The 25,508-nt window shown below is 63.9% G+C and carries 22 protein-coding genes; 10 read left to right on the top strand and 12 right to left on the bottom strand.

Features of this window, described 5'->3' with window-relative positions; all coding sequences use genetic code 11:
- The first annotated feature begins 277 nt into the window (after positions 1–277).
- From N551_RS0122275 to N551_RS39420, 3 genes are all read left to right on the top strand, one after another.
- Entirely contained in the window at positions 278–934 is a 657-nt protein-coding gene (locus tag N551_RS0122275; protein ID WP_027568752.1) for a hypothetical protein, read from the top strand.
- Positions 931–1,212, top strand: coding sequence for an HGGxSTG domain-containing protein (locus N551_RS0122270; protein WP_027568751.1), 282 nt, complete (start codon positions 931–933; stop codon positions 1,210–1,212). Before N551_RS0122275 ends, N551_RS0122270 begins: the two co-directional genes overlap by 4 nt.
- Before the next feature lie 419 nt (positions 1,213–1,631).
- Positions 1,632–1,982, top strand: a complete 351-nt coding sequence (locus N551_RS39420; RefSeq protein WP_081747933.1) for a hypothetical protein — start codon at positions 1,632–1,634, stop codon at positions 1,980–1,982.
- A gap of 258 nt (positions 1,983–2,240) precedes the next feature.
- Here N551_RS39420 and N551_RS0122255 read toward each other — a convergent pair whose 3' ends face one another.
- Positions 2,241–3,362, bottom strand: a complete 1,122-nt coding sequence (locus N551_RS0122255; protein ID WP_245287868.1) for a transglycosylase SLT domain-containing protein — start codon at positions 3,360–3,362, stop codon at positions 2,241–2,243.
- Between the two features lie 270 nt (positions 3,363–3,632).
- Between N551_RS0122255 and N551_RS0122250 the strand changes: the two genes are divergently transcribed.
- Entirely contained in the window at positions 3,633–4,904 is a 1,272-nt protein-coding gene (locus N551_RS0122250) for a L,D-transpeptidase (RefSeq protein WP_245287867.1), read from the top strand.
- Positions 4,905–5,175: 271 nt separating this feature from the next.
- Here N551_RS0122250 and N551_RS0122245 read toward each other — a convergent pair whose 3' ends face one another.
- The 5 genes from N551_RS0122245 to xylB all read right to left on the bottom strand — a co-directional run bounded on the left by N551_RS0122245 (position 5,176) and on the right by xylB (position 11,684).
- Positions 5,176–5,547 carry a T6SS immunity protein Tdi1 domain-containing protein gene (locus N551_RS0122245; protein ID WP_197031181.1) on the bottom strand — a complete coding sequence of 124 codons (372 nt, stop codon included), beginning with the start codon at positions 5,545–5,547 and terminating at the stop codon, positions 5,176–5,178.
- A gap of 874 nt (positions 5,548–6,421) precedes the next feature.
- Positions 6,422–7,369, bottom strand: a complete 948-nt coding sequence (locus N551_RS0122235) for an ABC transporter substrate-binding protein (RefSeq protein ID WP_027568745.1) — start codon at positions 7,367–7,369, stop codon at positions 6,422–6,424.
- Between the two features lie 96 nt (positions 7,370–7,465).
- A complete protein-coding gene (locus N551_RS0122230) occupies positions 7,466–8,506 on the bottom strand; it encodes a ribose ABC transporter permease (protein ID WP_027568744.1) in 1,041 nt (346 codons plus the stop codon).
- Positions 8,499–10,028, bottom strand: a complete 1,530-nt coding sequence (locus tag N551_RS0122225) for a sugar ABC transporter ATP-binding protein (protein ID WP_027568743.1) — start codon at positions 10,026–10,028, stop codon at positions 8,499–8,501. Before N551_RS0122225 ends, N551_RS0122230 begins: the two co-directional genes overlap by 8 nt.
- Before the next feature lie 210 nt (positions 10,029–10,238).
- A complete protein-coding gene (gene xylB, locus N551_RS0122220) occupies positions 10,239–11,684 on the bottom strand; it encodes a xylulokinase (RefSeq protein ID WP_027568742.1) in 1,446 nt (481 codons plus the stop codon).
- 157 nt (positions 11,685–11,841) lie between these two features.
- Here xylB and N551_RS0122215 point away from each other — a divergent pair, with 157 nt between their 5' ends.
- From N551_RS0122215 to N551_RS0122200, 4 genes are all read left to right on the top strand, one after another.
- Entirely contained in the window at positions 11,842–13,095 is a 1,254-nt protein-coding gene (locus tag N551_RS0122215; RefSeq protein ID WP_027568741.1) for an MFS transporter, read from the top strand.
- A gap of 24 nt (positions 13,096–13,119) precedes the next feature.
- Complete coding sequence (locus N551_RS0122210; RefSeq protein ID WP_027568740.1) at positions 13,120–14,313, top strand: M20/M25/M40 family metallo-hydrolase; 1,194 nt, start codon at positions 13,120–13,122, stop codon at positions 14,311–14,313.
- Positions 14,314–14,387: 74 nt separating this feature from the next.
- Positions 14,388–15,476 (top strand): mandelate racemase/muconate lactonizing enzyme family protein, encoded by a 1,089-nt coding sequence (locus N551_RS0122205; RefSeq protein WP_027568739.1) that lies wholly within the window; start codon positions 14,388–14,390, stop codon positions 15,474–15,476.
- A gap of 104 nt (positions 15,477–15,580) precedes the next feature.
- Positions 15,581–16,729 (top strand): amidohydrolase, encoded by a 1,149-nt coding sequence (locus N551_RS0122200; RefSeq protein ID WP_027568738.1) that lies wholly within the window; start codon positions 15,581–15,583, stop codon positions 16,727–16,729.
- 6 nt (positions 16,730–16,735) lie between these two features.
- On the opposite strand, the gene N551_RS0122195 is transcribed toward N551_RS0122200, so the two are convergent.
- The gene (locus tag N551_RS0122195; RefSeq protein WP_007607539.1) at positions 16,736–16,951 is read right to left on the bottom strand and encodes a hypothetical protein; all 216 of its coding nucleotides are present in this window, start codon (positions 16,949–16,951) and stop codon (positions 16,736–16,738) included.
- A gap of 93 nt (positions 16,952–17,044) precedes the next feature.
- Between N551_RS0122195 and N551_RS0122190 the strand changes: the two genes are divergently transcribed.
- A complete protein-coding gene (locus N551_RS0122190; RefSeq protein ID WP_027568737.1) occupies positions 17,045–17,830 on the top strand; it encodes a DUF72 domain-containing protein in 786 nt (261 codons plus the stop codon).
- Here the strand turns inward: N551_RS0122190 and N551_RS0122185 are convergent.
- Positions 17,827–19,014: a CaiB/BaiF CoA-transferase family protein gene (locus N551_RS0122185; protein WP_027568736.1), complete on the bottom strand. Its 1,188-nt coding sequence runs from the start codon at positions 19,012–19,014 to the stop codon at positions 17,827–17,829. The two genes, N551_RS0122190 and N551_RS0122185, sit on opposite strands and share 4 nt — an antisense overlap.
- A 165-nt stretch (positions 19,015–19,179) precedes the next feature.
- Between N551_RS0122185 and N551_RS0122180 the strand changes: the two genes are divergently transcribed.
- Positions 19,180–20,067 carry a VOC family protein gene (locus N551_RS0122180; protein ID WP_027568735.1) on the top strand — a complete coding sequence of 296 codons (888 nt, stop codon included), beginning with the start codon at positions 19,180–19,182 and terminating at the stop codon, positions 20,065–20,067.
- A gap of 149 nt (positions 20,068–20,216) precedes the next feature.
- Here N551_RS0122180 and N551_RS0122175 read toward each other — a convergent pair whose 3' ends face one another.
- From N551_RS0122175 to N551_RS0122160, 4 genes are all read right to left on the bottom strand, one after another.
- A complete protein-coding gene (locus N551_RS0122175; RefSeq protein WP_027568734.1) occupies positions 20,217–21,566 on the bottom strand; it encodes a carbohydrate porin in 1,350 nt (449 codons plus the stop codon).
- A 136-nt stretch (positions 21,567–21,702) separates the two neighbouring features.
- On the bottom strand, positions 21,703–22,764 hold the full coding sequence (locus N551_RS0122170; protein ID WP_027568733.1) for an ABC transporter permease: 1,062 nt from the start codon (positions 22,762–22,764) through the stop codon (positions 21,703–21,705).
- Positions 22,761–24,287, bottom strand: a complete 1,527-nt coding sequence (locus N551_RS0122165) for a sugar ABC transporter ATP-binding protein (protein WP_027568732.1) — start codon at positions 24,285–24,287, stop codon at positions 22,761–22,763. The genes N551_RS0122170 and N551_RS0122165 overlap by 4 nt, the downstream gene beginning before the upstream one ends.
- A 51-nt stretch (positions 24,288–24,338) precedes the next feature.
- A complete protein-coding gene (locus N551_RS0122160; protein WP_027568731.1) occupies positions 24,339–25,304 on the bottom strand; it encodes a sugar-binding protein in 966 nt (321 codons plus the stop codon).
- Between the last annotated feature and the right edge of the window lie 204 nt (positions 25,305–25,508).

The raw sequence follows: 25,508 nt of genomic DNA, 5'->3' as shown, positions 1-25,508 counted from the left end.
CATGCACAGTAGCCGGCAACTGCAAGAACAAGGACTTGCACGAACGCGGATTGGCACGAACGAGGATTGCGCGCTTCGTAATGCCGTTTGACTCGTCGGGCAAAACACTGGCAGAATGCCACCATCGCAACAATCGCCAGCGTCCACGCCGCCCGACCACGGGGGGCTCGCGGCGATTGCGCGTAAGCCCTTCATCGAAATCTCAAAAATCCCACAGGCGCGCAGCGAGCGATCGATTTCGCGCGCAATGAGCCCGCGCGAGCAAAGGACACAGCACATGACGACATCTGCGAAACACCACGGCACGCTGCCGGTTGCGGCAAACGATCGCAGCGGCCCCGACGCGAGCCCGCGGATCAAGCTCTACAAGCGGGGGATTGCGATCCTCCATGCCGACCCCCAAGCCGGCGAACGGCTGCTGGCCGAGGCGCTCGGCGCCGCCGACCGCGACGCGCTGCATGGCCTCCTCAAGCAATTGGTGAAGGCCAGCATGACTGGACGCAAGCCCGATGAAGCCAATCTCGCATTCATGATCTCGCTGGTGAAGAGCATCGCGCCGAAGGACTCGATCGAGGCCATGCTCGCGGTGCAGATGGCGTCGGTTCACGCGGCAGCGATGCGCTCCGCCTGCCGCCTCGCCCTCACCGATGACATTCCGCAGCAGGAGAGCCTCACACGCGCGCTGACCCGGCTGGCCCGCACCTTCGCAAGCCAGATCGAGGCACTCAGCCGCCACCGCAACAACGGCGAGCGTGCGATCACGGTCCGGAACTTGTCGGTGCAGGATGGCGGCAGGGCGATCGTGGGCAACGTGACGCAACACGCGAGCCTGATCGTCGCGGAGCCGAACGTTGCGACAGCCGCAGGACTGGTCCCGCCGCGTGAGGCCGGCGCGTGCGAACACGCCGAATCCAGGCAAGGCAGCAATGCATGAGCGGCGACCACATTCGCAACACGCGTGCGATGTGGACGAGCCCGCGCTGTGGCGCCGAAACGCGAAACGGCACCACCTGCCGCGCGCCGGCCGTGCACGGCAAGGTCCGCTGCCGCATGCACGGCGGCGCACGGAGAACAGGCGCGCCGAAGGGAAATCAGAATGCGCGAACGCATGGCGCATTCACGCGTGATGCGGTCGCTGAACGAACGCAGGACCAGGCCGTGCTGGATGATGCGTTGAAGCGCCTTGCGGAGCTGTCGCGAGTTGCCGAATAGACGTTGCGGGCGACCAGCGTAGATCGCAATCATTGTTGACGAACACGCTTGCAGAGACCCGCAACAGATGCCCTGCAGACGTCCACCGTGGGTCATTTCCTTTGGTCTGTGAGGGCTTTGGTCGGCTACGCCGTCATGAGCGACAAGCTCGGCGCCAGCCTGGAGGTCGGCTAAGGGCAGGCTAGGCCAAAGAAGCAGCTGCACTGACCTTTAGTTGAAGCGTTGTTGTATTTGAACCTTCGCTCGAACTTCCGGACTCACGTCAGTGGGGATGGGAATGAACTGTCCCATCACAGCATCGAGCGATCGTAGCTGTCGTCACTCGTCAGCGGCAGTTGCAACGGACTTGGTTTCCGGGTTGCCAGCCTAAGCCGCACCAAGCCAGCGGATCGGCGGGCGAATATCGCGGAGGCAAACAGATGTTTCCAGCGAAACTTGCGGCATCGTTGCTGGGGTCAGCGTTGCTCCTGACGCCGGTCCTTGCGCGCGACGATGGCCGATACGACCATTCTCCGCTGAAGTCTTGGTTCGAAAGCTTGCAGAGCGAATTTGGAAAGTGCTGTACCGATGCCGACGGATACATAGTGTCCGATGCCGATTGGGAGTCCAGTCGGGGCCGTTACCGCGTCCTCATCGACGGCGAATGGGTGCTCGTACCTGACGGTGCGGTTGTCACAGAACCAAACCGCTTCGGCCGTACAATGGTCTGGAGGCATTACATAGACGGCCATCCGCGCGTCCGATGCTTCATGCCCGGAATCATGACTTGACTTCACTTTCAAGGTGCTCCGCTTCGGGTCATTCGCGTCGATCTGCCCGCGTATTCTCGATGTCCGCTATGGCCCTAGCTGCCGGCGTGCCGGACACTTAGCCTTCGGGCCACAAGCAGACATCATCAGCACCTGATCGATGGCCTCGCTAGCAGCAAGAACGACCCGAGCGCGTCGTTGACGATGTAAAGTGCATCCGCGCGACCGGCGACGGTGAAGCCCCGCTCGCCCGCGGGTGCGGCAACTCCTGCTAACCACTCAACGGACATTCACTGGCGCCTGCGCCCGCTCGGCGTCGGCGGTCGCGGTGCCCATGTATTTCGATTGGAAATGAGCAACCCGCTCGCGCCACATTCCGACGAACGCTTCCGACGTCAGCTTCTCCACGGATTTCCACGCCTCTTTGACGGCCGGAAGCGTATTGCCCCAGATCGCGCGCCTGCACCATTTTTCGCCCTTCTCCCTGCCTTCGCCAGTGGCGCACATCGATTTCCAGGCGATGCGATTGGGTTGGCTGAGGTGCTCCGCGGCGCCTTCCCAGCCCTGTTGATGGATCAGGTAGAGATCGTTCAAGTCCGGCTTTCTGTGCGTCACCCACTGGAATAGAATGCCTTCCGTGATGACCTTGTAGGCTGCCGCAACGGCATTATCGCGGGGATTAAGAATGTCTCCGGAGCCGAATTTTCCGAACTCGTATTTGCTCAGCTGGAACAGCCCGATATACGACCCGGTGCGCTGCTTGGGGTCGAAACCGGACTCGACCTTGGCCACGGCCTTCATGAAAGTGAAATCCAGACCGAAAGCGTCGGACGCGCGCTTGATCTCTTCCACCGGCGTCCCGACCGGGATGTCCTTGAACGAACGCAAGACGATCGCCGCCGGCTTCTCGGCAGGCGGCAGTTCGGACCAGACATAACAAATGAGATACCGGAAATCCCGCGGCCCCGTGCTGGAGGCACCGCCGGATGCACCGCACGTGGTCGGCGCCGGCTGGGCGACATCGTGGTGGCCCAAGTCCACCGAGTCCTGCGCAGGCGGTAAATGGGCCGACAGCGTTTGCGACGGACCGGGCAACGCGGCCACGACGATCGATTCCGATTTATCCGAGGCCGCCGTCGTGTCGGTGGCCGTCCCCGCCGCGGGCTCAGCGGCTGTCGCCACTTCGGCGCTAGCGACAGCGGCGTCCGCGGGTCCGGTGTTGCCCATTGCGATTGCCTGCGGTTCATCCGGGAGCCTCGCGGTGGCGGCGAGAGATGCTGCGCGGTCCTGGACTGTCACTGCGCGGGCGTTCTCGGAGCCGGCCGGACCGAAGCCGGCCAGCCAGCCAACGATCCACCCCGCGAGAACGACCGTTCCGCAAAACGTCGGCGCCACTATCATAAGTCGCCGCGGGTTCATGATGCCGTCGCCCCCATAGGCTCCACCGGAGCCGTGTAGAAAAGCCAAGCATGCGAAGAGGATCATTCTTGGGATCAATGTGGGTCGCGCAATGGCACAAACGGCCACTCGTCGATTTTTCTAAAACGTGTTGCCCCATTGCAACGCGTCGATCACAAGCAATCGCGCCCGTCTCCAGCGGCAACTCCCACGCTAATTGTGAGCTCGGTCCAATTTTCGACCCACTGCGACCGGATTTGGAGGAGAGGCTTGGTGCGCTGTCAGAATGACGCATCAGGCTTCGGCTTCGCGCATCGTCTCGAAACGATGGAACCGCGCCTATGGGACCGGGCGATGTTCGTTAAGGAATTACCAGCAATGCAGCGTGCGATATCAATCGCTGTATTCGCCATTTTCATGCTCCCTGCGGGGATCGCACACGCTCAATTTCTGTTTGGACCCCAACACACGTTCTGGCGAAGCCAATACGCTCCGTACAAAGACAAGCACCACCATCGGCAGACAAACTCTGAAACGGCGAAGAGCGTTCGGCCCGAGCCCCTTCCGAAGGGCCCGCTCCAGATCATCATCTCGATAGCAGACCAACGGGTCTCGCTTTTTGACAACGGGGCGCTGATTGCAAGCTCTTCGGTGTCCACGGGAATGGAAGGGCATCCGACGCCCCTCGGCGTCTTCAGCGTCATCAGCAAACAACGATGGCACCGTTCAAATATTTATAGCGCCGCCCCCATGCCCTACATGCAACGCATCACCTGGTCAGGGATAGCGTTGCACGCCGGTGTCGTGCCTGGGCATCCAGCGTCACACGGCTGCATCCGTTTGAAAGATGATTTTGCCGTTCGACTCTGGCATCTCACGAAGCGCGGCACGCGCGTGATCATTGCGCATGGTGATGCCCAGCCGGTCGAGATAACCAATCCGCATCTTTTTCAACCGAAAGCCGCGTCCGGTTCGTCCGAATTCCAGAGTGCCACCGTCGCAACCAAGAGCATCGGTGCAGCCGCGGCAACGCAGGGATCAGTGGTGTCAAACGCCGAGACTCCAGAAGCCGCCAGTCTCCAGGAGCCGGGCTCGGCTCCCGCTGCAAGCGTGCCCAAAAAGATCGTCCCGATCTCCATCTTCGTCAGTCGCAAGTTGAGCAAGCTGTTCGTGCGTCAGGGCTTCACGCCGTTGTTTGATGTCCCGGTCAAGATCGAAAATCCGGAGGAGCCGCTGGGAACGCACGTGTTTACCGCAATGGAATTCCAGAACGAGGGAACGGCTATTCGCTGGAGCGTCGTGTCGATTCCAGAGGAATTGCCCAGTATGTCCGAAGCTGCCACGAAACGGCGAGAAGCAAAGCAAACCGCGCCGGGACCGTTACCCGACAAAGCCAGCGCTGCGCTCAACCGTATCGAAATGCCCCAGGATACGGTTGAGAAGATCTCTGAACTCCTGACGCCGGCCTCTTCGTTGATTGTTTCCGACAACGGAATTAGCCAGGAGACGGGAAAAGACACGGATTTCATCGTGGTAACGCATTGACACTGCGGCGCAACCCACCAACACACGATGCCGCTGCGCAACCCCGGTGGAATTGTCCGACGACAACTTGATGTCCGCACCTGAGCCAAAGCGGCGCGAGGTCCGCTAAGGGTCACAAGCGATTATGGATCGGCTGCGCGGGACAGGTCAGCTATGGGCCAAATGCAGACTTATTGGAGCCATGGGAAACGCGCTTTCGCTTCTCGTTCAGCGACGGCTGGCGTTTGGAGAGCAGTAGAAGTGCGCACAAGGGAGTACCACACTCTGAAGCTTAATCGGTGATCTTTAGCCGGATCTGGGCTCCGTCGGGAAGATCATTGATCTGTTTCGCAACGTGGCCCGAGAATGAGATCAGTTCTGCTCTATCGATAGTTCCAATATTGGCGAGCGCGTAAGCACCGCCCAGGGTGGCGGGGATTTTCAGGCAGTAGCATCGCTGAGCATCTGGCATCCCCAACATTGTGCGAACTTGTTCAACGAGTTCGCGCATAGTCCAATCTTTCAAGAATTCGTCCGTATCTTGCAGCCTTGCAAAGTTCTCTCCGTTGATCGCGACAACCTCGCAAGTCAATTCCTCTGGGCAGATGCGCCAATATTGCCCGTCTTCATCAGTGAAGATCACATTGCCAAATTCATTCTGCATGACAAATGCACGTGGCCGTACCCCCCGCCAACCCCAAGCATCAACTATCTCATTATCGATGTGCATCGCATCATGCTATAGGTGTGAAGGTCACCTGCCAATGTCTCGTTCGGGTCACAATCGGCGATCGAGGGCGCTTCGAGCCACTTCCGGTGTTCCCTCGACAGCCGACGCTCGGACGAGCACTGAGTTAGGCAGCCTTGGGCCAACCGGCGACATTGCGGGCCTGGCCTGATATGAAAAGGGCCGCCGATTCAGGCGTCCAAGGTTCTTTTTTCAATGCACCTCCTGCGTGAAGTCCTCCGCGACTTTCTTCATTTTCTAATCGCTGTAGATTGGGGATGTGCTGTTGTGACCCTGGCTATGGGAGTCCGCGCTTCGTTTCTCAGGATGGGTGAGTATGTGGAGCGGCGCGGCAGCCTGTTCTCGCTCAGGACGCCGCTGCCAAGCGATTTTTCAAAGGAGTACTACGTCTTATATCGTCAATCGATGTGGCTGGGGCTCGCTTTCCTTACAACCCTTGCTATAGGCGTCCTTTTGCTATGGCTCAACGAGTTGCTCTTCGGCACCTCCAATTAGGAACATGCGGACCGGGCCTATCGACGGTTTGGTAACGATGCGCCTGATGTCCGCAACGGGTCACAAGCCGAACTGGTGCATTGAAAGCCAGGGGCCCGCTTCGTGTCGAAAAGCGGACGTCGGCTGGTCGAGCCTGCGACTATGATGAGAGACGGGATTTGAACCTACGACCTCGTGATCATGAGCCTAACGAGAGAGCGGTCGACCCAGCCCCGGTCAACCGCTGCATGCCGAGCTAGCACCACGCCACGCAAGCCGGCCAGCGCCGCATCCGGCGCCGGCCGTCTTCCGCCTGCTACTGCGAGCGGTCCGAGGTCCATCCCTTGTACTCGCCGACATTGTCGCGCGTCACGAGTTTGGACGGCAGCAACTCGACGGTGGACGCCGGCTTCTGGCCGTTGAGAATGTTGACGCCGACCTGCACGGCGCGGCGGGCCATGAAGAACGGGTCCTGCGAGGCGGAGGCCTGGATCTGCGTCGCCTGCGGGTCCTTGAGCGCTGCTTCGATATCGGGTGCGCCGTCGACCGCGGTGATGACGATGCCGGTGCGCTGCTGCTGGCGCGCCGCAAGGTCGGTGCCGATCGCCTGCGGATCGTTGATGGCGAAGATGGCGTCGATCTTGGCGAAGCGGGTCAGATAGCCCTGCGCCACCGTGAGGCCGCCTTCGCGCGAGCCCTTGCCGTCCTGGTCGTTGGACAGGACCTTGATGCCGGGGTTCTTGCCGAACACGTTCTTGCAGCCGACAACGCGATCGATCACCGCGGAGACCTGCGGGCCGTTCTCGATGATGACGTCGCCCTTGCCCCCGAGCTTGTCGACGATGTACTGGCAGGAGATCTCGCCGGCCTGGACATTGTTGGTGGTCACCGTGGCGTCGGCGCCTTCGGCCGCGGTGTCGACGGCGACGACGACGATGCCGGCGGCCTGCGCCTTCTTGATCGCCGGGCCGACCGCCTTGGGATCGCCGGGATTGAGCAGGATCAGGTCGACGCCCGCGGCAATGAAATTGTCGATCTGGGTGACCTGCTTGCCGAGATCATATTCGAAGCCGACGGTGGTGATCTTCACGTTGGGGTTGGTCTTCTTGGCCTCGAACTCGGCGCCCTTCGACAACGCGACGAAGAACGGATTGCCGAGCGAACCCAGCGAAACGCCGATCGACTTGAGCTCCTTGGCGCCGGACGGCGCGGAGCTCAGGACGAGCGCCATCGCGGCGCCGGCAAACGAGATCGACTTCAACATTGGCTTCCTCCCTGGTCTGTTTGAAGCTCCGGCGCGGCGACCAGTTGCCGTGACGGAATGAACATGACGGCGCAGTGCCGGCTGCATTTCTTGCTCTCAGGTCCGGGCCGAGCCCTGCAGCCGATAGCGGTCCAGTGCGACCGCGCCGATGATCACCAGGCCCTTGATCACATATTGCCAGACGTCGGACACGCCGATCAGGATCAGGCCGTTCGACAACACCGCAATGATCAGCGCGCCGACCAGCGTTCCCCAGATCGAGCCGATGCCGCCGACAAAGGAGGTGCCGCCCAGGATCACGGCGGTGATGGCGTCGAGCTCGTAGGATTGGCCGAGCTGCAGGCCATTGGCGGCATAGAGGCGCGCCGCCTGCATTGCGCCGCCGAGCCCGGCGAGCAGGCCGGACACGCCGTAGACGAAGATCAGCACGGCCCAGACCTTGATGCCGGCGAGCCGCGCCGCGCTCTCGTTGCCGCCGACCGCGTAGATGTGCACCCCGAGCACGGTGCGCTTGAGCACCAGCCACGACACCAGGATGACCAGCAACGCAATCACCCAGAGCCAGGGAATCGACAACACGCCGGGAATGAGGGTCAAGGCGCCGTTGCCGATGAAGGCATAGGGGATCGACGGATTGAACACGGTGGTGTCGGCGCCGAGCAGGCGCGCCGCGCCGCGCACGGCGGTCAATGATCCCAGCGTGACGATGAAGGGCGGCAGGCGCATCAGCGCGATCAAGCCGCCATTGAGAACGCCGAAGACCGCACCGGTGAGCACCGCGGCCGGCAACCACAGCACCCCGAGATCGGGGAATTTGGAGATGATCAGCCCGGCCATCGCCGATGCCGCCAGGATGGAGCCGACCGAAAGGTCGATGCCGCCGGTGAGGATAACGAAGGTCATGCCTGCGGCCAGGACGGTATTGACCGCGGATTGCTGCACTACGATGCCGATGTTCTGGCCGGTGAAGAAGCGGCCGTCCGACAGCACGTGAAAGCCGATGCACAGCAACAGCAGCACCGGCAGCATGCCGACCGCGCGAATGATCATCCGCGTCCGCTGCCGCTTCGTCTCCTGCGCGGCGGCAAGACCGGGCGCCACGGGGGCGGTGCTTGAGGAGGCGCCGTTCTCAGGCATCGAGCTGCTCCGTTCCGGTGGCGAGGGCCATGATCTCCTCCTGACTGAGCGGCGATGTCGCGTTGCGCCGGATCTGTCCGGCGATATGTCCTGCGCGCATCACGATGACGCGGTCGCAGATGCCGATGATCTCGGGCAGGTCGGACGAGATGACGAGAACCGCGGTGCCCGACTTCGCGAGATTGTCGATGATCGAATAGATCTCGGACTTGGCGCCGACGTCGACGCCGCGCGTCGGCTCGTCGAGGATCAGGATCTTCGGGCCGATCGCGAGCAGCCGCGACAGCAGCACTTTCTGCTGGTTGCCGCCGGAGAGCCCGCCGGCGGGAACACCGACATTCGCAGCACGGATGCCGAGGCCCGCGAACGCGCGCTTGGCGCGGTCACGGGCCTTGTCGCGGTCGAGGATGCCGCCGAATTTCGCATCGCGGCCGAGCACCGCGAGATTGATGTTGTCGAGGCAGGACATGTCGAGGAACAGGCCGAGCGCCTTCCTATCCTCGGTGAGATAGGCAATGCCGGCGTCCAGCGCCTCGCCCGGCGTGCGGATCGAGACCGCGCGCCCCTCGATCTCGACATGGCCGGAGACCATCGGCGCGGCGCCGATGATGAGATGCGCAAGCTCGGTGCGGCCGGCGCCAACCAGGCCGGCAAGACCGACGACCTCGCCCGCATGCACCGTCAGCGAACATCCCTTGACGCGCCTGCCGTCGGCGACGTCGACGGCCGCAAGCACGGGAGCTCCCGATCGCGCCTCATTCTTGGGATCATGCTCCTTCTTGTAGAAGGACGAGACGTCGCGTCCCACCATCATCCGGACGATGGTGTCGGCGCGGATGTCTGCCTTGTCGAGCGAACCGACCAGCGTGCCGTCGCGCAGCACCGTGACGCGATCGCCGAGCGCATAGACCTCGTCCATGCGATGCGAGATGTAGATGATGGCGAGACCTTCGGCGCGCAGCTGGCGGATCAGCGCGAACAGCCTTTCGCTCTCACCGGCCGACAGCGCGGTGGTCGGCTCGTCCATGATCAGGATCCTGGAGCGGGCGTGCAGCGCGCGCGCGATCTCGACCAATTGGCGCTGGCCCATCGAGAGATTGGCGACCAGCGTCTGCGGCGTGAAATCCGCGCCGAGCCGCGCCAGGATCGGACCGACGCCGGCCTGCATCGCCTCGCGCGCCAGCAAGCCGCCGCGGGAGACCTCGCGACCGAGATAGATATTCTCCGCAACGCTCAGATTGGGGGCGAGCGAGAGCTCCTGATAGATGATCGCGATGCCGGCCGCGCGGCCGCCGAGCGGGCCGCTGATCTGCACGGGCTGGCCGTCGATGCGGATTTCGCTGCCCGGGTCCGGCCGGTAGGCACCCGACAAGATCTTCATCAGGGTGGATTTGCCGGCGCCGTTCTCGCCCATCAAAGCGTGGATCTCGCCCGCGTAGACGGTGAGGTCGACGTCGCGCAGCGCCTTGATGCTGAAGAACGATTTAGAGACCCGGCGCATCTCGAGGATGGGCTCGCTCATCACACCTCCCCGATGCGCCGACGGCGGCATCGCAATCTCACCCGCGTCTCGTTGGTCCCCGGCGCGGGTGCGAGCATTAAACAAAAGGTTGTGGCGCAGGGCAATACCTCCCGCATGCCGACCAACGGTCCGGCGCTGCTTTTATCTTTTGCAGACGGAACCGATCTCGCGCGTGATGCCTTTTCTTCGCCACATCATCGCGTATCGCGATCAGCGCCGCGGACGGTACAGGCGGCGCCATTCCGGCAGCCGCTCGGCATAGGCCTGCGCAAGCGCGCCGTCGGGCTCGAACGTCTCGACGCGCCGTGGCGCGGTGCAGACGGCGTCGATCGCCTCACCGGTGACGGCGAGGCGGCCGAGCCGCGCCGCACCGAACGCCGCGCCCGTCTCGCCGTCGGCAAAGCGATGCATGGGGATGTTGAGGACATTGGCCAGCACCGACAACCAGAACCGCGACCGCGAACCGCCGCCGATGACATCGGCCTCCGCGATCGCCAGTCCTGTCTCGGCAAGCACGTCCCGGCAATCCGCAAGCGCGAAGGCGACGCCTTCGAGCACGGCTTGCACGACCGCGTCACGATCGGTGGCGTGACTGAGGCCATCGAGCATGCCGCGCACGTCGGGGTCATCGTGCGGGGTGCGTTCGCCGGAGAGGTACGGCAGGAAGCTGACCGGCGACGGCGCGCTCGGGCGCAACCCGAGCGGCGCCAACAGGTCGGCCTCGGAAGTCCCCAACAGCCGCGCGATCCAGGCCAGGCACGAAGCCGCCGAGAGGATCGCGCCGGCCTGAATCCATCGGTCGGGGACGGCGTGACAGAAGGTGTGCACGACCCGCTCCGGGTTGGCCGCGATCGTCTTGGTCGGCACCAGCAATGCGCCGGACGTTCCGAGCGAAATGAAGGCTGCGCCGGGATTGACGGCGCCGATGCCGACGGCTCCCGCCGGATTGTCGCCGGCCCCGCCGGCGAGCATCGATTGCCTGGTCATGCCCCAGCGCTGCGCCAACTCGCTCCGCAGCCGTGCCGCCGGCGCGCAGCCCTCGACCAGACGCGGCATCTGCCGGCGCGACAGCGCGGTCGCGGCGAGCCCCTCATCCGACCAATCGCGGCTGACAACATCGAGCCACAGCGAACCCGAGGCGTCCGAGACATCCTCGATCGCCTCGCCCGTCAGCACCAGGCGCAGATAGGCCTTAGGTTGCAGCACGAGTTTTGTCGCCGCGAAGATCTCCGGTTCGTGCCTGGCGACCCACAGCAATTTTGGCGCGGTGAATCCCGGCATCGCCTTGTTGCCCGTCGTCGTCCGCAAGGCGGGCCAGCGCCGCTCCAGCTCGGCGCATTCCGCAAAGGACCGTCCGTCATTCCAGAGAATGCAGGGCCGCAACGGCGTGTGGTTGCCGTCGAGCAACGTCGCGCCGTGCATCTGGCCGGACAGGCCGATGCCCTCGACCTCGGCCAGTTCGCGCGCGTGATCCGCCTTCAGCGCGTCCAGCGTCGCGAAAGTCGCCTCGATCCACTGTGCCGGCTCCTGCTCGCAATGGCCGGGACGCGGCGAGGAGACCGTAAGCGACCGGCTGCGGCTCGCCACCACGCGCTGCGCGTTGTCGACCAGAACGATTTTGACGGCGGAGGTGCCGAGATCGATGCCGAGATACATGATGCTGCTTGCCTTGCGCGTTTAGGATCTTGCGCGTCCGTTGCCTTGTGCATCCACGACATTGCGGGAATGACATTGCGGGCATGGCGTTCCCGATGTTGGCATGCACCCGCCAATCATGTAACCCCACCCGAAACCTTCTCGGGACGCAACGCCCATGACCACCGCCGCCACCCACGACGCGGGAGCCACCCGCGCGCTGATCTTTGCGCTGCTTGCGCTGGCCTGCGGGCACATGCTCTCGACCTTGCTGCGTACCATTCCCGCCGTCAGCCTCGACCTGATGGCGGCCGATTTCGGCATCGAACCCCAGGCGCTGGCGAGCCTCACCTCGGTCTATCCGTTCGCGTTTGCGGCTGCGCAGATCCCGGTCGGTGCGGCGATGGATCGCTTTGGCGTGCGGCCGGTGTCGCTGAGCCTGCTCGCGGGAACCGTGGTCGGCGCCATCGCGTCCGGCTTTGCGTCGGGACCCGAAAGCTTCGCCGTCGGTCAGGTTCTGCTGGGCGTTGCCACCTCCGGCATGCTGATGTGCCCGATGACGTTGGCGGCCAAGCAATTGTCGGCCGCGCGCTTCGGGCTGTGGTCGGGCGCGATCCTCTCGATCGGCAATATCGGCATGCTGTTGTCGTCGAGCCCGCTCGCCTTCGTGGTCGACACTTACGGCTGGCGCGCCGGGTTCTTGATCTCGGCGCTCGGCGGCGTCGCCGTGGCGCTCGCGGTGTTCCTCCTGGTGCCGAACCAGCCCGCCGAGCACAAGGACGAATCCTCGCCGCTGTCGCAGATGATCGAGGTGCTCAGGCTCGGACTGTCGCGGCCCTTGCGCGGCCTGATCGCGCTGGCGCTGGTGTCGCTTGCGACCTCGCTGGTGCTGCGCGGCCTGTGGGGCGGGCCGTGGCTGATGCAGGTCAAGGGATTGTCGCGGGTCGAGGCCGGCAACCAGCTCGGCGCGTTCACGCTGGCGATGATTGCCGGTCCGCTTCTCGTCGGCATGATCGACCGCAGAATCGGCCGCCGCCGCGCGCTGGTGGCGGGAACGCACCTGGTCGGCGCAATGCTGCTGGCGCTGATGGCGTTAGGGGCGCCGCACTACGCGGTCTCCGTGTTGTTCGGCGTGCCCGTGATGCCACCGCAATACGACCTGGTGCTGTTCGTGCTCATCGGCTTGGCGACCTCGGCGCAGCCGCTGCTGTTCGGCATGTCGCGGCAGCTGGTCGACGCGCAAGTGGCAGGCAAGGCGCTCGCGGCGATCAACCTCGCCTTCTTCCTCGGCGCGGCGCTGATGCAGTCGGTCACCGGCGCGGTGGCGGCGTTCGCGGGGCTGCCGGCGGTGCTGCTTTTCATGGCAGCCATGCTTGGCATCGGCGCGCTGATCTTTTTGGTCTACACCTCGCCAAGACCGGCGATAGAGTAGAGTCCTGCATCAAGGGGATATCTCATGCCTGTCGACACCAAAGCCGCGACCGACCGCCTTATGCGCTTTCTCGCCGTTGAGGGCGTCACAGGACAGGAGGCGGCGATCGGGCGTGAGCTCACGGCCGCGCTGAAGGAGAGCGGCGTGCCGGCGAAGGCGATCCGGCTCGACGACGCCAATACCCGCATTCCGGTGCCGACCGAGACCGGCAACCTCATCGTCGACCTGCCCGGCCGCGGCGCGCTGCACAACCAGCCGCGCATCATGTTCATGACCCACATGGACACCGTGCCGCTCTGCGCCGGCGCCAAGCCGAAGAAGTCGGGTCGCAAGATCGTCAATGACGCCAAGACCGCCCTCGGCGGCGACAACCGGTGCGGCTGCGGCGTGCTGGTGACGCTGGCCGCCGAGCTCGAAAAGCAGCAACTCGATCATCCGCCGATCACGCTGCTGTTCTGCGTGCGCGAGGAGAGCGGGCTCTATGGCGCGCGCCACGTCAAGCTGGACGAGCTCGGCTCGCCGGTGATGGCCTTCAACTATGACGGCGGCTCGGCCTCCAACGTCGTCATCGGCGCCGTGGGTGCCGACCGCTGGACCGTGGAAATCTTCGGCCGCGCCTCGCATGCCGGCGTCGCGCCGGAGCGCGGCATTTCATCGACCATGATCATGGCCCTCGCGCTCGCCGATGTGAAGGCCGGCGGCTGGTTCGGCAAGGTGGTCAAGCGCAAGCAGCAAGGCACCAGCAATGTCGGCCCCGTCACCGGCGGCGAAGGGCGGCCTGCGGGCGACGCCACCAATGTCGTCACCGACTACGTGCATGTGCGCGGGGAAAGCCGCAGCCATGACGGAAAATTCTTCAAGGAGATCACGAAAGCCTACAAGGCCGCGTTCGAGAAGGCGGCCAAGAAGGTCACCAACGCGCAAGGCAAGTCCGGCAAGGTCAAGTTCAAGGCCGAGACCGATTACTTCCCGTTCCGCATGAAGGACAACCTTCCCGTCGTCAAACGCGCAGTGGACGCCGTGTCCGCCGTCGGCGGCACGCCGAACGTTCGCACCGCCAATGGCGGCCTCGATGCCAACTGGATGGTCCGCCACGGTGTTCCGACCGTGACCTTCGGCGCCGGCCAGAATGAGGTGCACACGGTCGACGAGTGGATCAATCTGGACGAATACGATCGCGCCTGCGCGCTGGCCGTGCAGCTCGCAACGATGCGGTGAGCTGCCTTGCACGGCGCGCGCTTGCCGGACGGTGCGCGCCGGCCTAGCCTGCAAAGAAAACGCAGGGAGGTCGCATGGCACGCATTTCAAACATCGAGACCGGATTCTACCGGATCCCCCTCCCCGTCATGCTCTCCGACTCGACCCATGGCGACATCGCGGCGTTCGAGCTGATCACCTGCCGCATCCACGATGCCGATGGCGCCGAAGGCGTCGGCTACACCTACACAGTCGGGCGCAATGGCGGCGCCGTCGCCGACATCCTCAAGCGCGAAATCCCGCCGCTGGTCGAGGGCCGCGAGGCCGATGACACCGAGGCGATCTGGCATCAGGTCTGGTGGGCGCTGCATTACGGCGGCCGCGGCGGGCCGGCGGTGCTGGCGCTTTCGGCACTCGACATCGCGCTGTGGGATTTGAAGGCGCGGCGCGCGAAATTGCCGCTGTATCGATTGCTCGGCGGGTTCGATGCGCGCGTGCCCTGCTATGCCGGCGGCATCGACCTCGATCTCTCGGTCGAGGCGCTGCTGGAGCAAACCGACGGCAATCTCGCCAAAGGCTTTCGCGCCATCAAGATGAAGGTCGGCCGGCCCGATCTCAAAACCGACATAGCGAAGGTCTCCGCGATGCGACAGCATCTCGGCGACGGCTTTCCGCTGATGGTGGATGCCAACATGAAATGGACGGTCGAGGAAGCGATCCGCGCCGCCCGCGCGTTCCAACCCTACGACCTCACCTGGCTCGAGGAGCCGATCATTCCCGACGACGTCGCGGGCCATGTCCGCATCATGCAGGCCGGTGGCGTGCCGATCGCGGCGGGCGAGAATTTGCGTTCGCTGTGGGAGTTCAAGAATTACATCGTCGCGGGCGCGGTGTCCTATCCCGAGCCTGACGTCACCAATTGCGGCGGCGTCTCCGCCTTCATGAAGATCGCGCGGCTTGCGGAGGCGTTCAACCTGCCCGTCACCAGCCATGGCGCGCACGACATCACCGTGCACCTGCTCGCGGCCTGCCCGAACCGTTCGTATCTGGAGGCGCACGGTTTTGGGCTCGACAAATATATCGAGCATCCGCTGGTGCTGGAGGACGGGCTTGCGCTCGCGCCGGACCGTCTCGGCCACGGCATCAGCTTCGACTGGGACGGGCTGGCGAAGCTGTCGGCGTAGGCGGGACGCGTTGCTGCACGCGAGGCATTCGCTGACGCCTGATGCAAGCTGCAGTTATTCGGCTATGGTGTTGAGGCCGACATACAAGCTGTGAGATTCCCGCCTTGACACCCAAGCTGCACCAGAAACTGACCGCGTGGCGCCGGCATTTGCATGCGCATCCCGAACTGTCCCTCCAGGAGAAAGCTACCGCCGCCTTCGTGCAGGACAAGCTCACCGAGCTCGGCATTTCCTTCGAGGCCGGGGTTGGCGGCCACGGCATCGTCGCGACCCTGACGCGCGGGCACGCCCAGGGCCGCGTCGGCCTGCGCGCCGACATGGATGCGCTGCCGATCACCGAAGATACTGGGCTGGCTTACGCTTCGCAAAATCCCGGTGTGATGCATGCCTGCGGCCATGACGGGCATACCGCTTCGCTGCTCGGCGCCGCCGCGCTGCTCGCCGCCGACACCAGCTGGAGCGGGACGGTCGATTTCATCTTCCAGCCGGCCGAGGAAGGTTATGGCGGCTCGCGCGCGATGGTCGCGGCCGGGCTGTTCGAGCGCTTTCCGATGCAGCGGGTGTTCGGATTTCACAACTGGCCGGGCCTTGCTGCCGGCACCATCGCGGTCCATGACGGCGTCGTCATGGCCTCCGGCGGGCGTGTCACCATCACCATCGACGGCCATGCCGGACACGCCGGCATGCCGCATCTGACCCGCGATCCCGTGATGGCGGCCGGCCATTTGATCGTGGCGTTGCAATCGATCGTGTCGCGTAGCGTCGATCCGCTCGACACCGCCGTGCTCTCGCTCTGCACGCTCGAAGGCGGCACGGCACGCAACCAGATCGCCGGACGCGTCTCGATCGGCGGCACGCTGCGTTACCATCGCGATGCGGTGAAGGACACCGTCGTGGCGCGGATCGAACAGATCTGCGCCGGGATTGCCACGAGCTTCGGCGTCAAGGTGACGCCCGAGATCGTCATTGGCGTCGGCGTGGTGATCAACACGCCGGCCGAGGCAGATCTCGCGCGCCTCGCCGCGGACAAGGTGCGGACCGAGTTGCGGCGCGACCTCGCGCCCAGCATGGCCGGTGAGGATTTCGCCCACTTTCTCTCGCGGCGCCCCGGCGCCTTCGTCTGGATCGGTAATGGCGAATTGCGTGATGGCGCCGAGCTGCACGGCCCGCGCTATGATTTCAATGACGCGATCCTGCCGGTGGCATCAGGCTGGATGGCAGAAGTCGCCAAGGCGGCGCTGGCCTCGAACTAGGCCCGCTCAGGAGATCTCGCGCGGCAGCTTCCAGCCCGGCTTCGGCTCGAACGTCTCCTCGACCTGCGCGACGTGATAGCCGGCGGGCAGAAGCCTGCCGCCCTCCTCGTCCGCGACCGGCACGTCGGTCACCAGCCCCTCGATCAATGCGGCTTCCCACACCTCCTTCTCGGAGGGAAAGGGGTCGCCGATCTGCTTGTTGCCTTCAAACAGCGCGTACATCGGTTCCGGTCCTGCGTTGATCAAGCTCACGAGCAACGTATCGGCCGCACGGACGTTCCCATCCGGCAAATGCAACGGATGGACACTGCAAACATGGCGCGCGTTCTGATCGGAACTTCCGGCTGGCATTACGCCTCCTGGCGAGGCCCGTTCTTTCCCGAGGGCGTGACGCTGAAGCAGCAGCTGAGCTATTACGCCGGGCAGTTCGACACCACCGAGCTGAACGGAGTGTTCTACCGCACCCCGACGCCCGAGGCCGTCAAGGGATGGCGAGACCAGACCGGCCGCGATTTCGTCTTCGCCTGGAAGGCCTCGAAATTCATCACGCATTGGAAGCGCCTGTCGGATCGCTCGGTGAACAGCCTCGAGCTGCTCGAGGATCGCATCTCACGGCTCGGCGGCAAGGCCGGCCCGATCCTGTTCCAGCTGCCGCCGCAATTCGAAGCCGACGCGGACCGCCTCGCCGGCTTCTTCAAGCTGTTGTCGCGGAAGCGGCGTTACAGTTTCGAATTCCGTCATCCGAGCTGGTATCAGCCGCGCATCTTGCGGATGCTGGCCGACGAGAACATCTCGCTGTGCCTGTCCGACCATCACGACGCACCCGCGCCGTGGAAGCGCACGGCGGATTTCGTCTATGTGCGCGGACACGGACCAAGCGGGCGCTATCACGGGCACTATACGAAACCCACGCTCGCGCAATGGGCGCGGCGCATCAAGTCCTGGAAGCGACAGGGTTGCGACGTCTACGTCTATTTCGACAACGACCAGAAGAGCGCGGCGCCCGCCGATGCCCGGGCGTTGAAGAAATTGCTCAACTTGCGGCAAAGCGCGGCGATCACAACGGCAAGCCGCCATGCAGGTGCCATTGTTCACCGCTAGACGATGCCGCCTTGCCGGAGCGCCGCGATCGCGGCCTTGTCGTAGCCGAGCTCGGTCAGGATAACATCGGTATGCTCGCCGAGCGTGGGCGGGCGCGTCGCGATTTTGCCGGGCGTTTCCGACAGGCGGACGGCGGCCCGCGCCACCGGTGCGGGCTTCGGCAGACCTGGATAGTCGACGTCCTGCATGAATCCGGCGGCGCGGACGTGCGGATGATCGAGCGCCTGCTGCGGGCTCAGCACGGGGCCGGTCGGAATCATGGCCTTGCCCAGGGTGTCGACGGCTTCCTGCGTGGTGCGCTCGGCGCACCAGCGCGCCATCCGCTCGCTGATGACAGGGCCGTTGTTGCCGCGGCTGATGTCGTCGGCAAAGCGCGGATCGTTCAGCCAGACCTCCTCCTCGCCCATCAGTTTCGCCCAGCGCTTGAACAGCGGATGCCCCGTGACCTGGCACAGGACCCAGCCGTCCCTGGTGCGGTAGATGTCGGCGGGCGCCGCGGTCTGGCCGAGATTGCCTGTCGGCACCCGATTGACGTTGATGACGGCCTGCTCGATCAGCGTCGCGTTGGTGAAGGACAAGGCGGTTGCCAGCAATGCGCCCTCGACGATCTGCCCTCGCCCGGATTTGCCGCGCTCGATCAGCGCGGCGAGCGTGCCGAACGCGCAATGCAGCGCGGTCCCGAAATCAACCCAGTTGACCGCGGCCCGGTAGGGCGGATCGCCGGCGCCCGTCATGTACACCGAGCCCGACATCACCTGGCCGACGCCGTCGAAGCCGACGCGGTCGGACCATGGCCCCGGCCCGCCGAACGCGGTGGCGGTCGTCAGGATGATGTCCGGCTTGATCGCCTTCAGCGAGTCGTAGTCGAGCTTCATCGCGCGCAAGGTCTGCGGCGGCAGATTGGCGACGACCACGTCCGCGGTCGCAATCAGGCGGCGCATCACCTCCTGCCCTTCCGGCTTCATCGGATCGAGCGTGAGGCACTTCTTGTTGCGGTTGACCTGAAGGAACAGCGCACCTTCGCCGTTTTCGCCGACCGGCGCCACGAAGCGATCCTCGCTGCCGTCGCGCTTCTCCACGCGAATGACCTCGGCGCCGAATTCGGCCAGCAAGGTCGCGCAATAGGGCCCCGCGATATAGCGCCCGAAATCGAGAACCCGGACGCCGTCCAGAACCCCTCCCATCGATCTCTTTCCTTTGTGCTTTTCGTCAGCTTACAGGGATTGGCATTTGCGGCAAGGTGGCAACGGAGACCATGTCCACCCTCGAGAGTGATCGGGCGAATCATTTCGACTGGCGGAAATTGTGCTCTAGTATGGACCTGTCCCTCCCCGATCAGAGCCTTGTCCATGCCGCAACAATTCGATCGATCCCAAGAAGATCTCGGCAACGCGATCCATTTCGAGCACGTCAACATCCAGGTCCCGGACCAGCGGCTTGCCACGCTGTTCTATGTCGCAGGCCTTGGGCTCACCCGCGATCCCTATCTGATGGTGTCCGACACCAATATGTGGATCAACGCCGGACGAAGTCAGTTTCATTTGCCGAGCGGCCGGCCGCAGGTGCTGCGCGGTCATGTCGGGCTGGTCATCGCGGGCCGCGAGGCGCTGCTGGCGCGATTGGCGTCGGTCGCGAAGAAGCTCGAGGGCACCGCGTTCGCCTTCACCGAGCATAACGACCATGTCGAGGCGATTTGTCCGTGGGGCAACCGCTTGCGCTGCTACGAGCCCGACGCCGCGCGCTTCGGCCGCGTCGCGCTCGGCATTCCCTATGTCGAGTTCGACGTGCCGGTGGGATCCGCCCCGCGCATCTGTGCCTTCTACCCCGAGATCATTGGCATGCCATCCGAGTTGCGGAACGGCGACGGCACGGTTGCCGCCGTGAAGACCGGCCGCGACCAGCATTTGTTGTTTCGCGAGACCGATCGGCCGCAAGGCGACTATGACGGCCACCATGTGCAGATGTACATCACCGATTTCTCCGGCCCTTATCGCAAGCTGCTGGCGCGCGATCTGATCTCGCGCGAGGACAATCAATATCAGTACCGCTTCTGCGACATCGTCGATCTCGACAGTGGCGAGCCGCTGTTCACGGTCGAGCACGAGGTGCGCAGCGCAACCCATCCGATGTTCATGCGGCCGATGGTCAATCGCAATCCGGCGCTGAACAATCGCAACTACGCATCCGGCCACGATCAATCGCTTTGGGCGATGGGACCGGACCAGTACGAGGGATAGGTGATCACCAAGTCCCGCGCCTGGCCGCAGCAACGTCGTAATGACCGAAGTCGCGGCCGGGCGGCTCCGCTGAGTGGAGCCGCCACATGTTGTGCGCTCCGGTGGGACGGGCATGCCCCACCTTTCGCATCAGACGGGTGAGCGTCCCGTCAGAAGTGGACCTCGGTGCGCATGCCAAGAACCACGGCGTTGTCGGTCTTCACGCCCACCGCGTTGTAGCCGCGCCCACCGGGATTGATGACATACTGGGCGTCGAACTTGAGGTTCAGCCAGCCGGTCGCCTGCCATCCGTACCAGACTTCGAGCGGCACTTCGTTGCCGCCGGCGTTGGGACTGAGGGCAGCCGTGTTCACGTGGGTCGTTCCCACCGCGAAGCCGACTTCGTCCTGGGGACGCCACGAGAACGTTCCGGTATGCCTGAAGCCCAGGGCGATCTGGTAATCCTGGTACGAGGTCCGATGATCGGCGACGGTGGTATTGAGGAAGGTATACCAACCCTGCGCGCCCGGACCCTCGACGGTCAACCGCTGCAGGATCGACTCGTAAACGCCGAAGCGGCCGCGTTGATCACTAATATTTTGATCCGGGACGCCACCGACGCCCGGGATGGTGCTGATAACACCCGGAAGACCGCCATCAATGGAGGAGGCGCTGTCGTACCAGCCGCCAAGTCTCCAGGTCCCGGTCAAGGGGCCCTTCGGCGCCCAGACCAACTCCACCGGCACCATCACGCCACTGGCGCGATTCGAGGCGGGAATGCCGGGCAGGAAGTAGACGCCCGGGTCTGACGTCGTCAGGTAACCCGGATTGGCATCGTAGACACCGACCGACACCGTGAATTCCGGCGCGATCTTGTAATGCACGACACCGGCCCACTGGCTCACCGGCCAATTGTAGATGTAGCCACCCTGGATGTTGCCGGGCTGACCGCCGCAGAAGGTCAGGTTGATGAACTCGCACAGCCCGAAGAAGAAGTCGGAGCCGACCGGAAGACGGCCGCCCTTGAGTTCAAGGCGGTCATCGAAAAGCTTCTGCGAGTAATAGAGCTGCGTCAGGCGCAGAATATTGCCGCGGCCGAACACTTCGTTGGTCAGCTGCAAGGCGGGAATGTCCGCTTCGGTATTCAGGTTCTTGCCGAAGCGGTCGACCAGCGTGAGACCGACGGTGCCGCCGGGGATGCCGGCGAGTTTTCCCATATCCAGCTTCGCGCCGAACCACAACTGACCGGCGTTGGCTGCGGTGTTCCTGCTTCCACCCGAGAGGTTGCCGACGGATTCGTTGCCGAGCGTCAGGCCCAGCTCGATGCCCTGTTCCTTTAGCTTGGTCCTGCCGAGATCGCCGAACAGATACGGCCGCGTCCAGAAATCGTCAGCCGTACCATACGGAACAGGTGCAGCTTTCGTCGAAAAATCGGCCGCATATACTCCACCGCAAAACAGCGATGAGAAAGCAATCCCCACACCGCACACCCCTGCGGTGTTTATAAACCTGCGCAACATTTTACTCGTCCTCCCGCCGTCTCAGGCTTTGCTTGTTTCGCCTCACGTCCCTGCCCAAAGCCCTCGAGCCTGGAACGCACTCCCTCCCCAGCGGCCGCCGACCAGGCAGCCTTGTGTCAACTGGAGCCTGGATCCGTCATGCCCGATCACCCGTTCTCGCCGGCAACGCATCCGCGGCGCGCGGTGACGCGCCCTTGACTTGATCGGCCAATGTCGATTTCGGTGCGGCGCGGGCGACGCCGGCCAGTGCCTGCTTGCGCCGCCGTCGCGCCTGCAATTGCTGATCCGCCAACACGCCGATCAGAATGACCGTGCCCATCACCGCGAAATTCAGCGAATTGGGAATGCCCAGGATGTTCACCAGGTTCTGCAACACCTGCAGCAGCGCCGTGCCCAGCACGATGCCGAGAATAGACCCCTCGCCGCCGCGCAAGCTGCACCCGCCCAGGACGGCGGCCGCGATCGCGTAGAGCTCGTAGAAATTGCCGAAGGAGCTCGGCGAGACCGAGTTCGTGTAGAACACGAACAAGACCGTCGAAACTCCGGCGAGCCCGCCGCTGATGATATAGGCGGTTGCGATCACGAAGTTCGTGCTGATGCCCGAGAAGCGCGCGGCTTCCTCGTTCTTGCCGACGGCATAAAGCCAGCGCCCGTAGACCGAGCGGTGCAGCAGCACGCCGAGGATCAGCGCAAGGATGATCAGGAGGATGAAGGTGTTCGGGATTCCCGCTACATTGCCCGAAGCGATGTTGCTCAGTGTCGCCGCCTCGTCGCCGTAACCGAAGCCGCGGGTCGAATCGCTCGTGTAGTAGCGGGCGGCGCCGCGATAGATCAGCAAGCCACACAGCGTCACGATGAAGGGCTGCATTTTCAGCCGGGTGATCAGGAAACCCTGGATGCCGCCAAGCACCAGCCCGCCCAGCAGCACGGCCACGAGCGCCAGGGGCCACGGCACCTCGTAGGTCGTCAGAAGGTCGACGAACACGACGCCGAGCAGCGCAAACATCGAGCCGAGCGACAGGTCGATGCCGCCGGTGATGATCACGAGCCCCTCGCCGAGCGCGAACACACCGAACAGGCCGATCAGATTGGCCATGTTCAAGAGGTTCACCAGCGACAGGAAGGCGGGATTGATCGCGCCCGTGATGGCGGCGATCACCACCAGCAGCAATCCCAGACCGAGCTCTTTCCTGATCATGGCGCGGCCGCTTCCGCGGTTTCGAGCGCCTGGCCCATGGCCAGTCGCAATACGTTGTATTCGCTGAACTGCTCCCGCTCGAGCACGCCGCTGACGCTGCCTTCATGCATCACCGCCACGCGGTCGGAGACTCCGATAACCTCCTCCATGTCCGAGGAAATCATCACGATCGCGACGCCTTGGTCGGCAAGCTCGCGCATCAACGCGTAGATCTCGCCCTTGGCGCCGACGTCGATGCCGCGGGTCGGCTCGTCGAAGAACATCACGCGCGGCTGCATGGACAGCCATTTGCCCAGCACGACCTTCTGCTGGTTGCCGCCGGAGAGCGTCACCACCTCCATGTCGATGCTTGGCGCCTTGATGGAGAGGCGCCTGACCTGCTCTTTCGCGACCTTGCGCTCGGCTGCGCCGCTGACCAGCCACATCCGCGCATGATCCAACAGGCTCGCCAGCGTCATGTTCTCGCGGATCGGCAATTCCAGCACGAGCCCGGATTTCTTGCGGTCCTCCGGCACCAGATAGATGCCTTGGCTGATCGCGTCGCGCGGCGACGCGACAGCGACCGGTGCGTTGTCGATCCTGATCTCGCCGCCCAGCAGCGGGTCAATGCCAAACGCTGCGCGGGCAAGAGAAGTGCGGCCGGCGCCCACGAGCCCCGCCAAGCCCAGGATCTCGCCATGCCGCACGGAAAGATCAACCTGCCGGTCGGGGAAGGCTGATGTCACGACGCCGACGATATCGCAGCCGCCCGGCTGCGGCGCCTGTTTCGGCGGGGTATGCAGCGCTTTCAGGTCGCGGCCGATCATCAGCCGGATCATTGCGGCGTGGCTCAGCTGGTCCCGCGCCAACTCGCCAACAGTGCGCCCGTCGCGCAGCACCACGACGCGGTCAGCGCAGGTCATGATCTCGCCGAGCCGGTGAGAGATATAGATCACCGAAATGCCGTGCGCCTTCAGATCGGCAATCACTTCCAGCAGCCGTTCGGTCTCCGAAATCGTCAGGCTGGAGGTCGGCTCGTCCATGATGATCACGCGGGCGTCGATCGAGAGCGCCTTGGCGATCTCCACCATTTGACGCTCGGCGATGGAGAGGTCTTCGACCAGCGTATCCGGCGCGAAATCGGCACCCAGCCGCTCCAGCAGCGGCGTGACGCGATCACGCATCTCGGCATTGTCCACCAGCTTCAGCGGCCCGCCCATCAGCTTCTCGCGCCCGATAAACACGTTGGCAGCGACGTCGAGATTCTCGAACAGGTTCAGTTCCTGGTGCACGAAGGCGATGCCGGCCTGCGTCGCCTCGGTCACCGTCACACGTGCGTGGTCGGTGCCGCCGATGCGGATCACGCCCTCGCTCGGCGCGATCACGCCGCCCAGCACGCGCATCAGCGTCGACTTGCCGGCGCCGTTCTCGCCGATCAGGCCCACGACCTCGCCGCGATCCACGCGCAAACTGACGTCATCGAGGGCCATGACCCCGGGATAGGATTTGCTGATCCCGGCGAGTTCGAACAGGATTTCCGCCATTCATTTCCTCCCGCACGACGCCCGGCGGCCGTGCCGCCGGGCGCCTGATACTCACTTCTTGAGGAGGTTCTTCATGTCTGCGGTGAATGCAGCGACGTTGGACTTGCTGATCACCTTGGTCGGCACGATCAGCTTGCCGCCCGCCGGGATCCAGGACTTGTCGCCGTTCAGCGTCTTGATGATGTTGGTGGCGGAGAGATAGCCGAACTCGTAGGGCTGCTGCACCACCGTCGACTCGATCGTGCCGTCGGAAACACCCCGCAGCGTGCGCTGGTCCTCGTCGAAACCGACGATCTTCACCTTGCCGGCCTTGCCCGCCGCCTTGACCGCGTCATAGATCAGCGGTGTCTCGTAGCTCCAAAGCCCGGACAACAGCGCGATGTCGGGATATTTGACCAGCACGTTCTCCATGTTCGCCTTGGCCTTGGCGAAGTCCACCTGGTCGGTGAACACATCTACCAGCTCAACCTTGGTGCCGGCGATCGCGTCCTTGATGCCCTGCACCCGCTCGCGGGCATTGTCCGCGTCCATCGTGCCGACGAACAGCGCGATCTTGCCGCCGTTCGGCAGCGCCTTCTTGATCTCTTCGCCAGCCTGCCGCCCGGCCGCGACGTTGTCGGTACCGATATAGGCGAGACGATTACTCTGCGGCGCGTCGCTATCCGTCGTGATCAGCACGGTCTTGGCCGCAACCTTGTTGAGCTCTTCGGTTGCGTGCGGCGCATCGTCGACCGAGATCGAGATACCGGCGACGCCGCGCACCAGCAGGTCGTCCAGCTCGCGCCGCTGGCCTGCCGCGGTCGCTTCGTTCGTGACGATCAACTGGATGTCGTATTCCGGGTGCTCCTTCTGAGCCTTCTCGAGCCCGCGGCCGGCGATGGTCCAGAAATCGGCCGCGGCATTGGTCACCAGCGCGATGGTCTTTTTCTGCTGGGCCTGCGCCGCCCCCGTAGCGACGGCCAGCGCAGCTCCGGTCACAAACAGCGACACCATGAGTTTCTTGATCGATCCGTTCATGTACACCTCCCTTGGTCACCCCGTTCAGGGGTTTCAAAGCGCTTATGCGCCATCTTTTATTTACGTCGCGAACAAATGCCGCAGGGCAAACCAGCCGGATCAGGATGTACTTGCCCCTTCTTCAAGTCTAAATAGTACAGATGGTACGATAATAGTAAATATGGCTGCTGAAAACCGAATCCGATTGTGCTTTTCCGGTCACAT

The sequence above is a fragment of the Bradyrhizobium sp. URHA0013 genome, from assembly GCF_000518345.1.
Taxonomy (GTDB): domain Bacteria; phylum Pseudomonadota; class Alphaproteobacteria; order Rhizobiales; family Xanthobacteraceae; genus Bradyrhizobium.
Note: the sequence above shows the minus strand (reverse complement) of the source record. Positions and strands in the feature narration are given on the sequence as shown.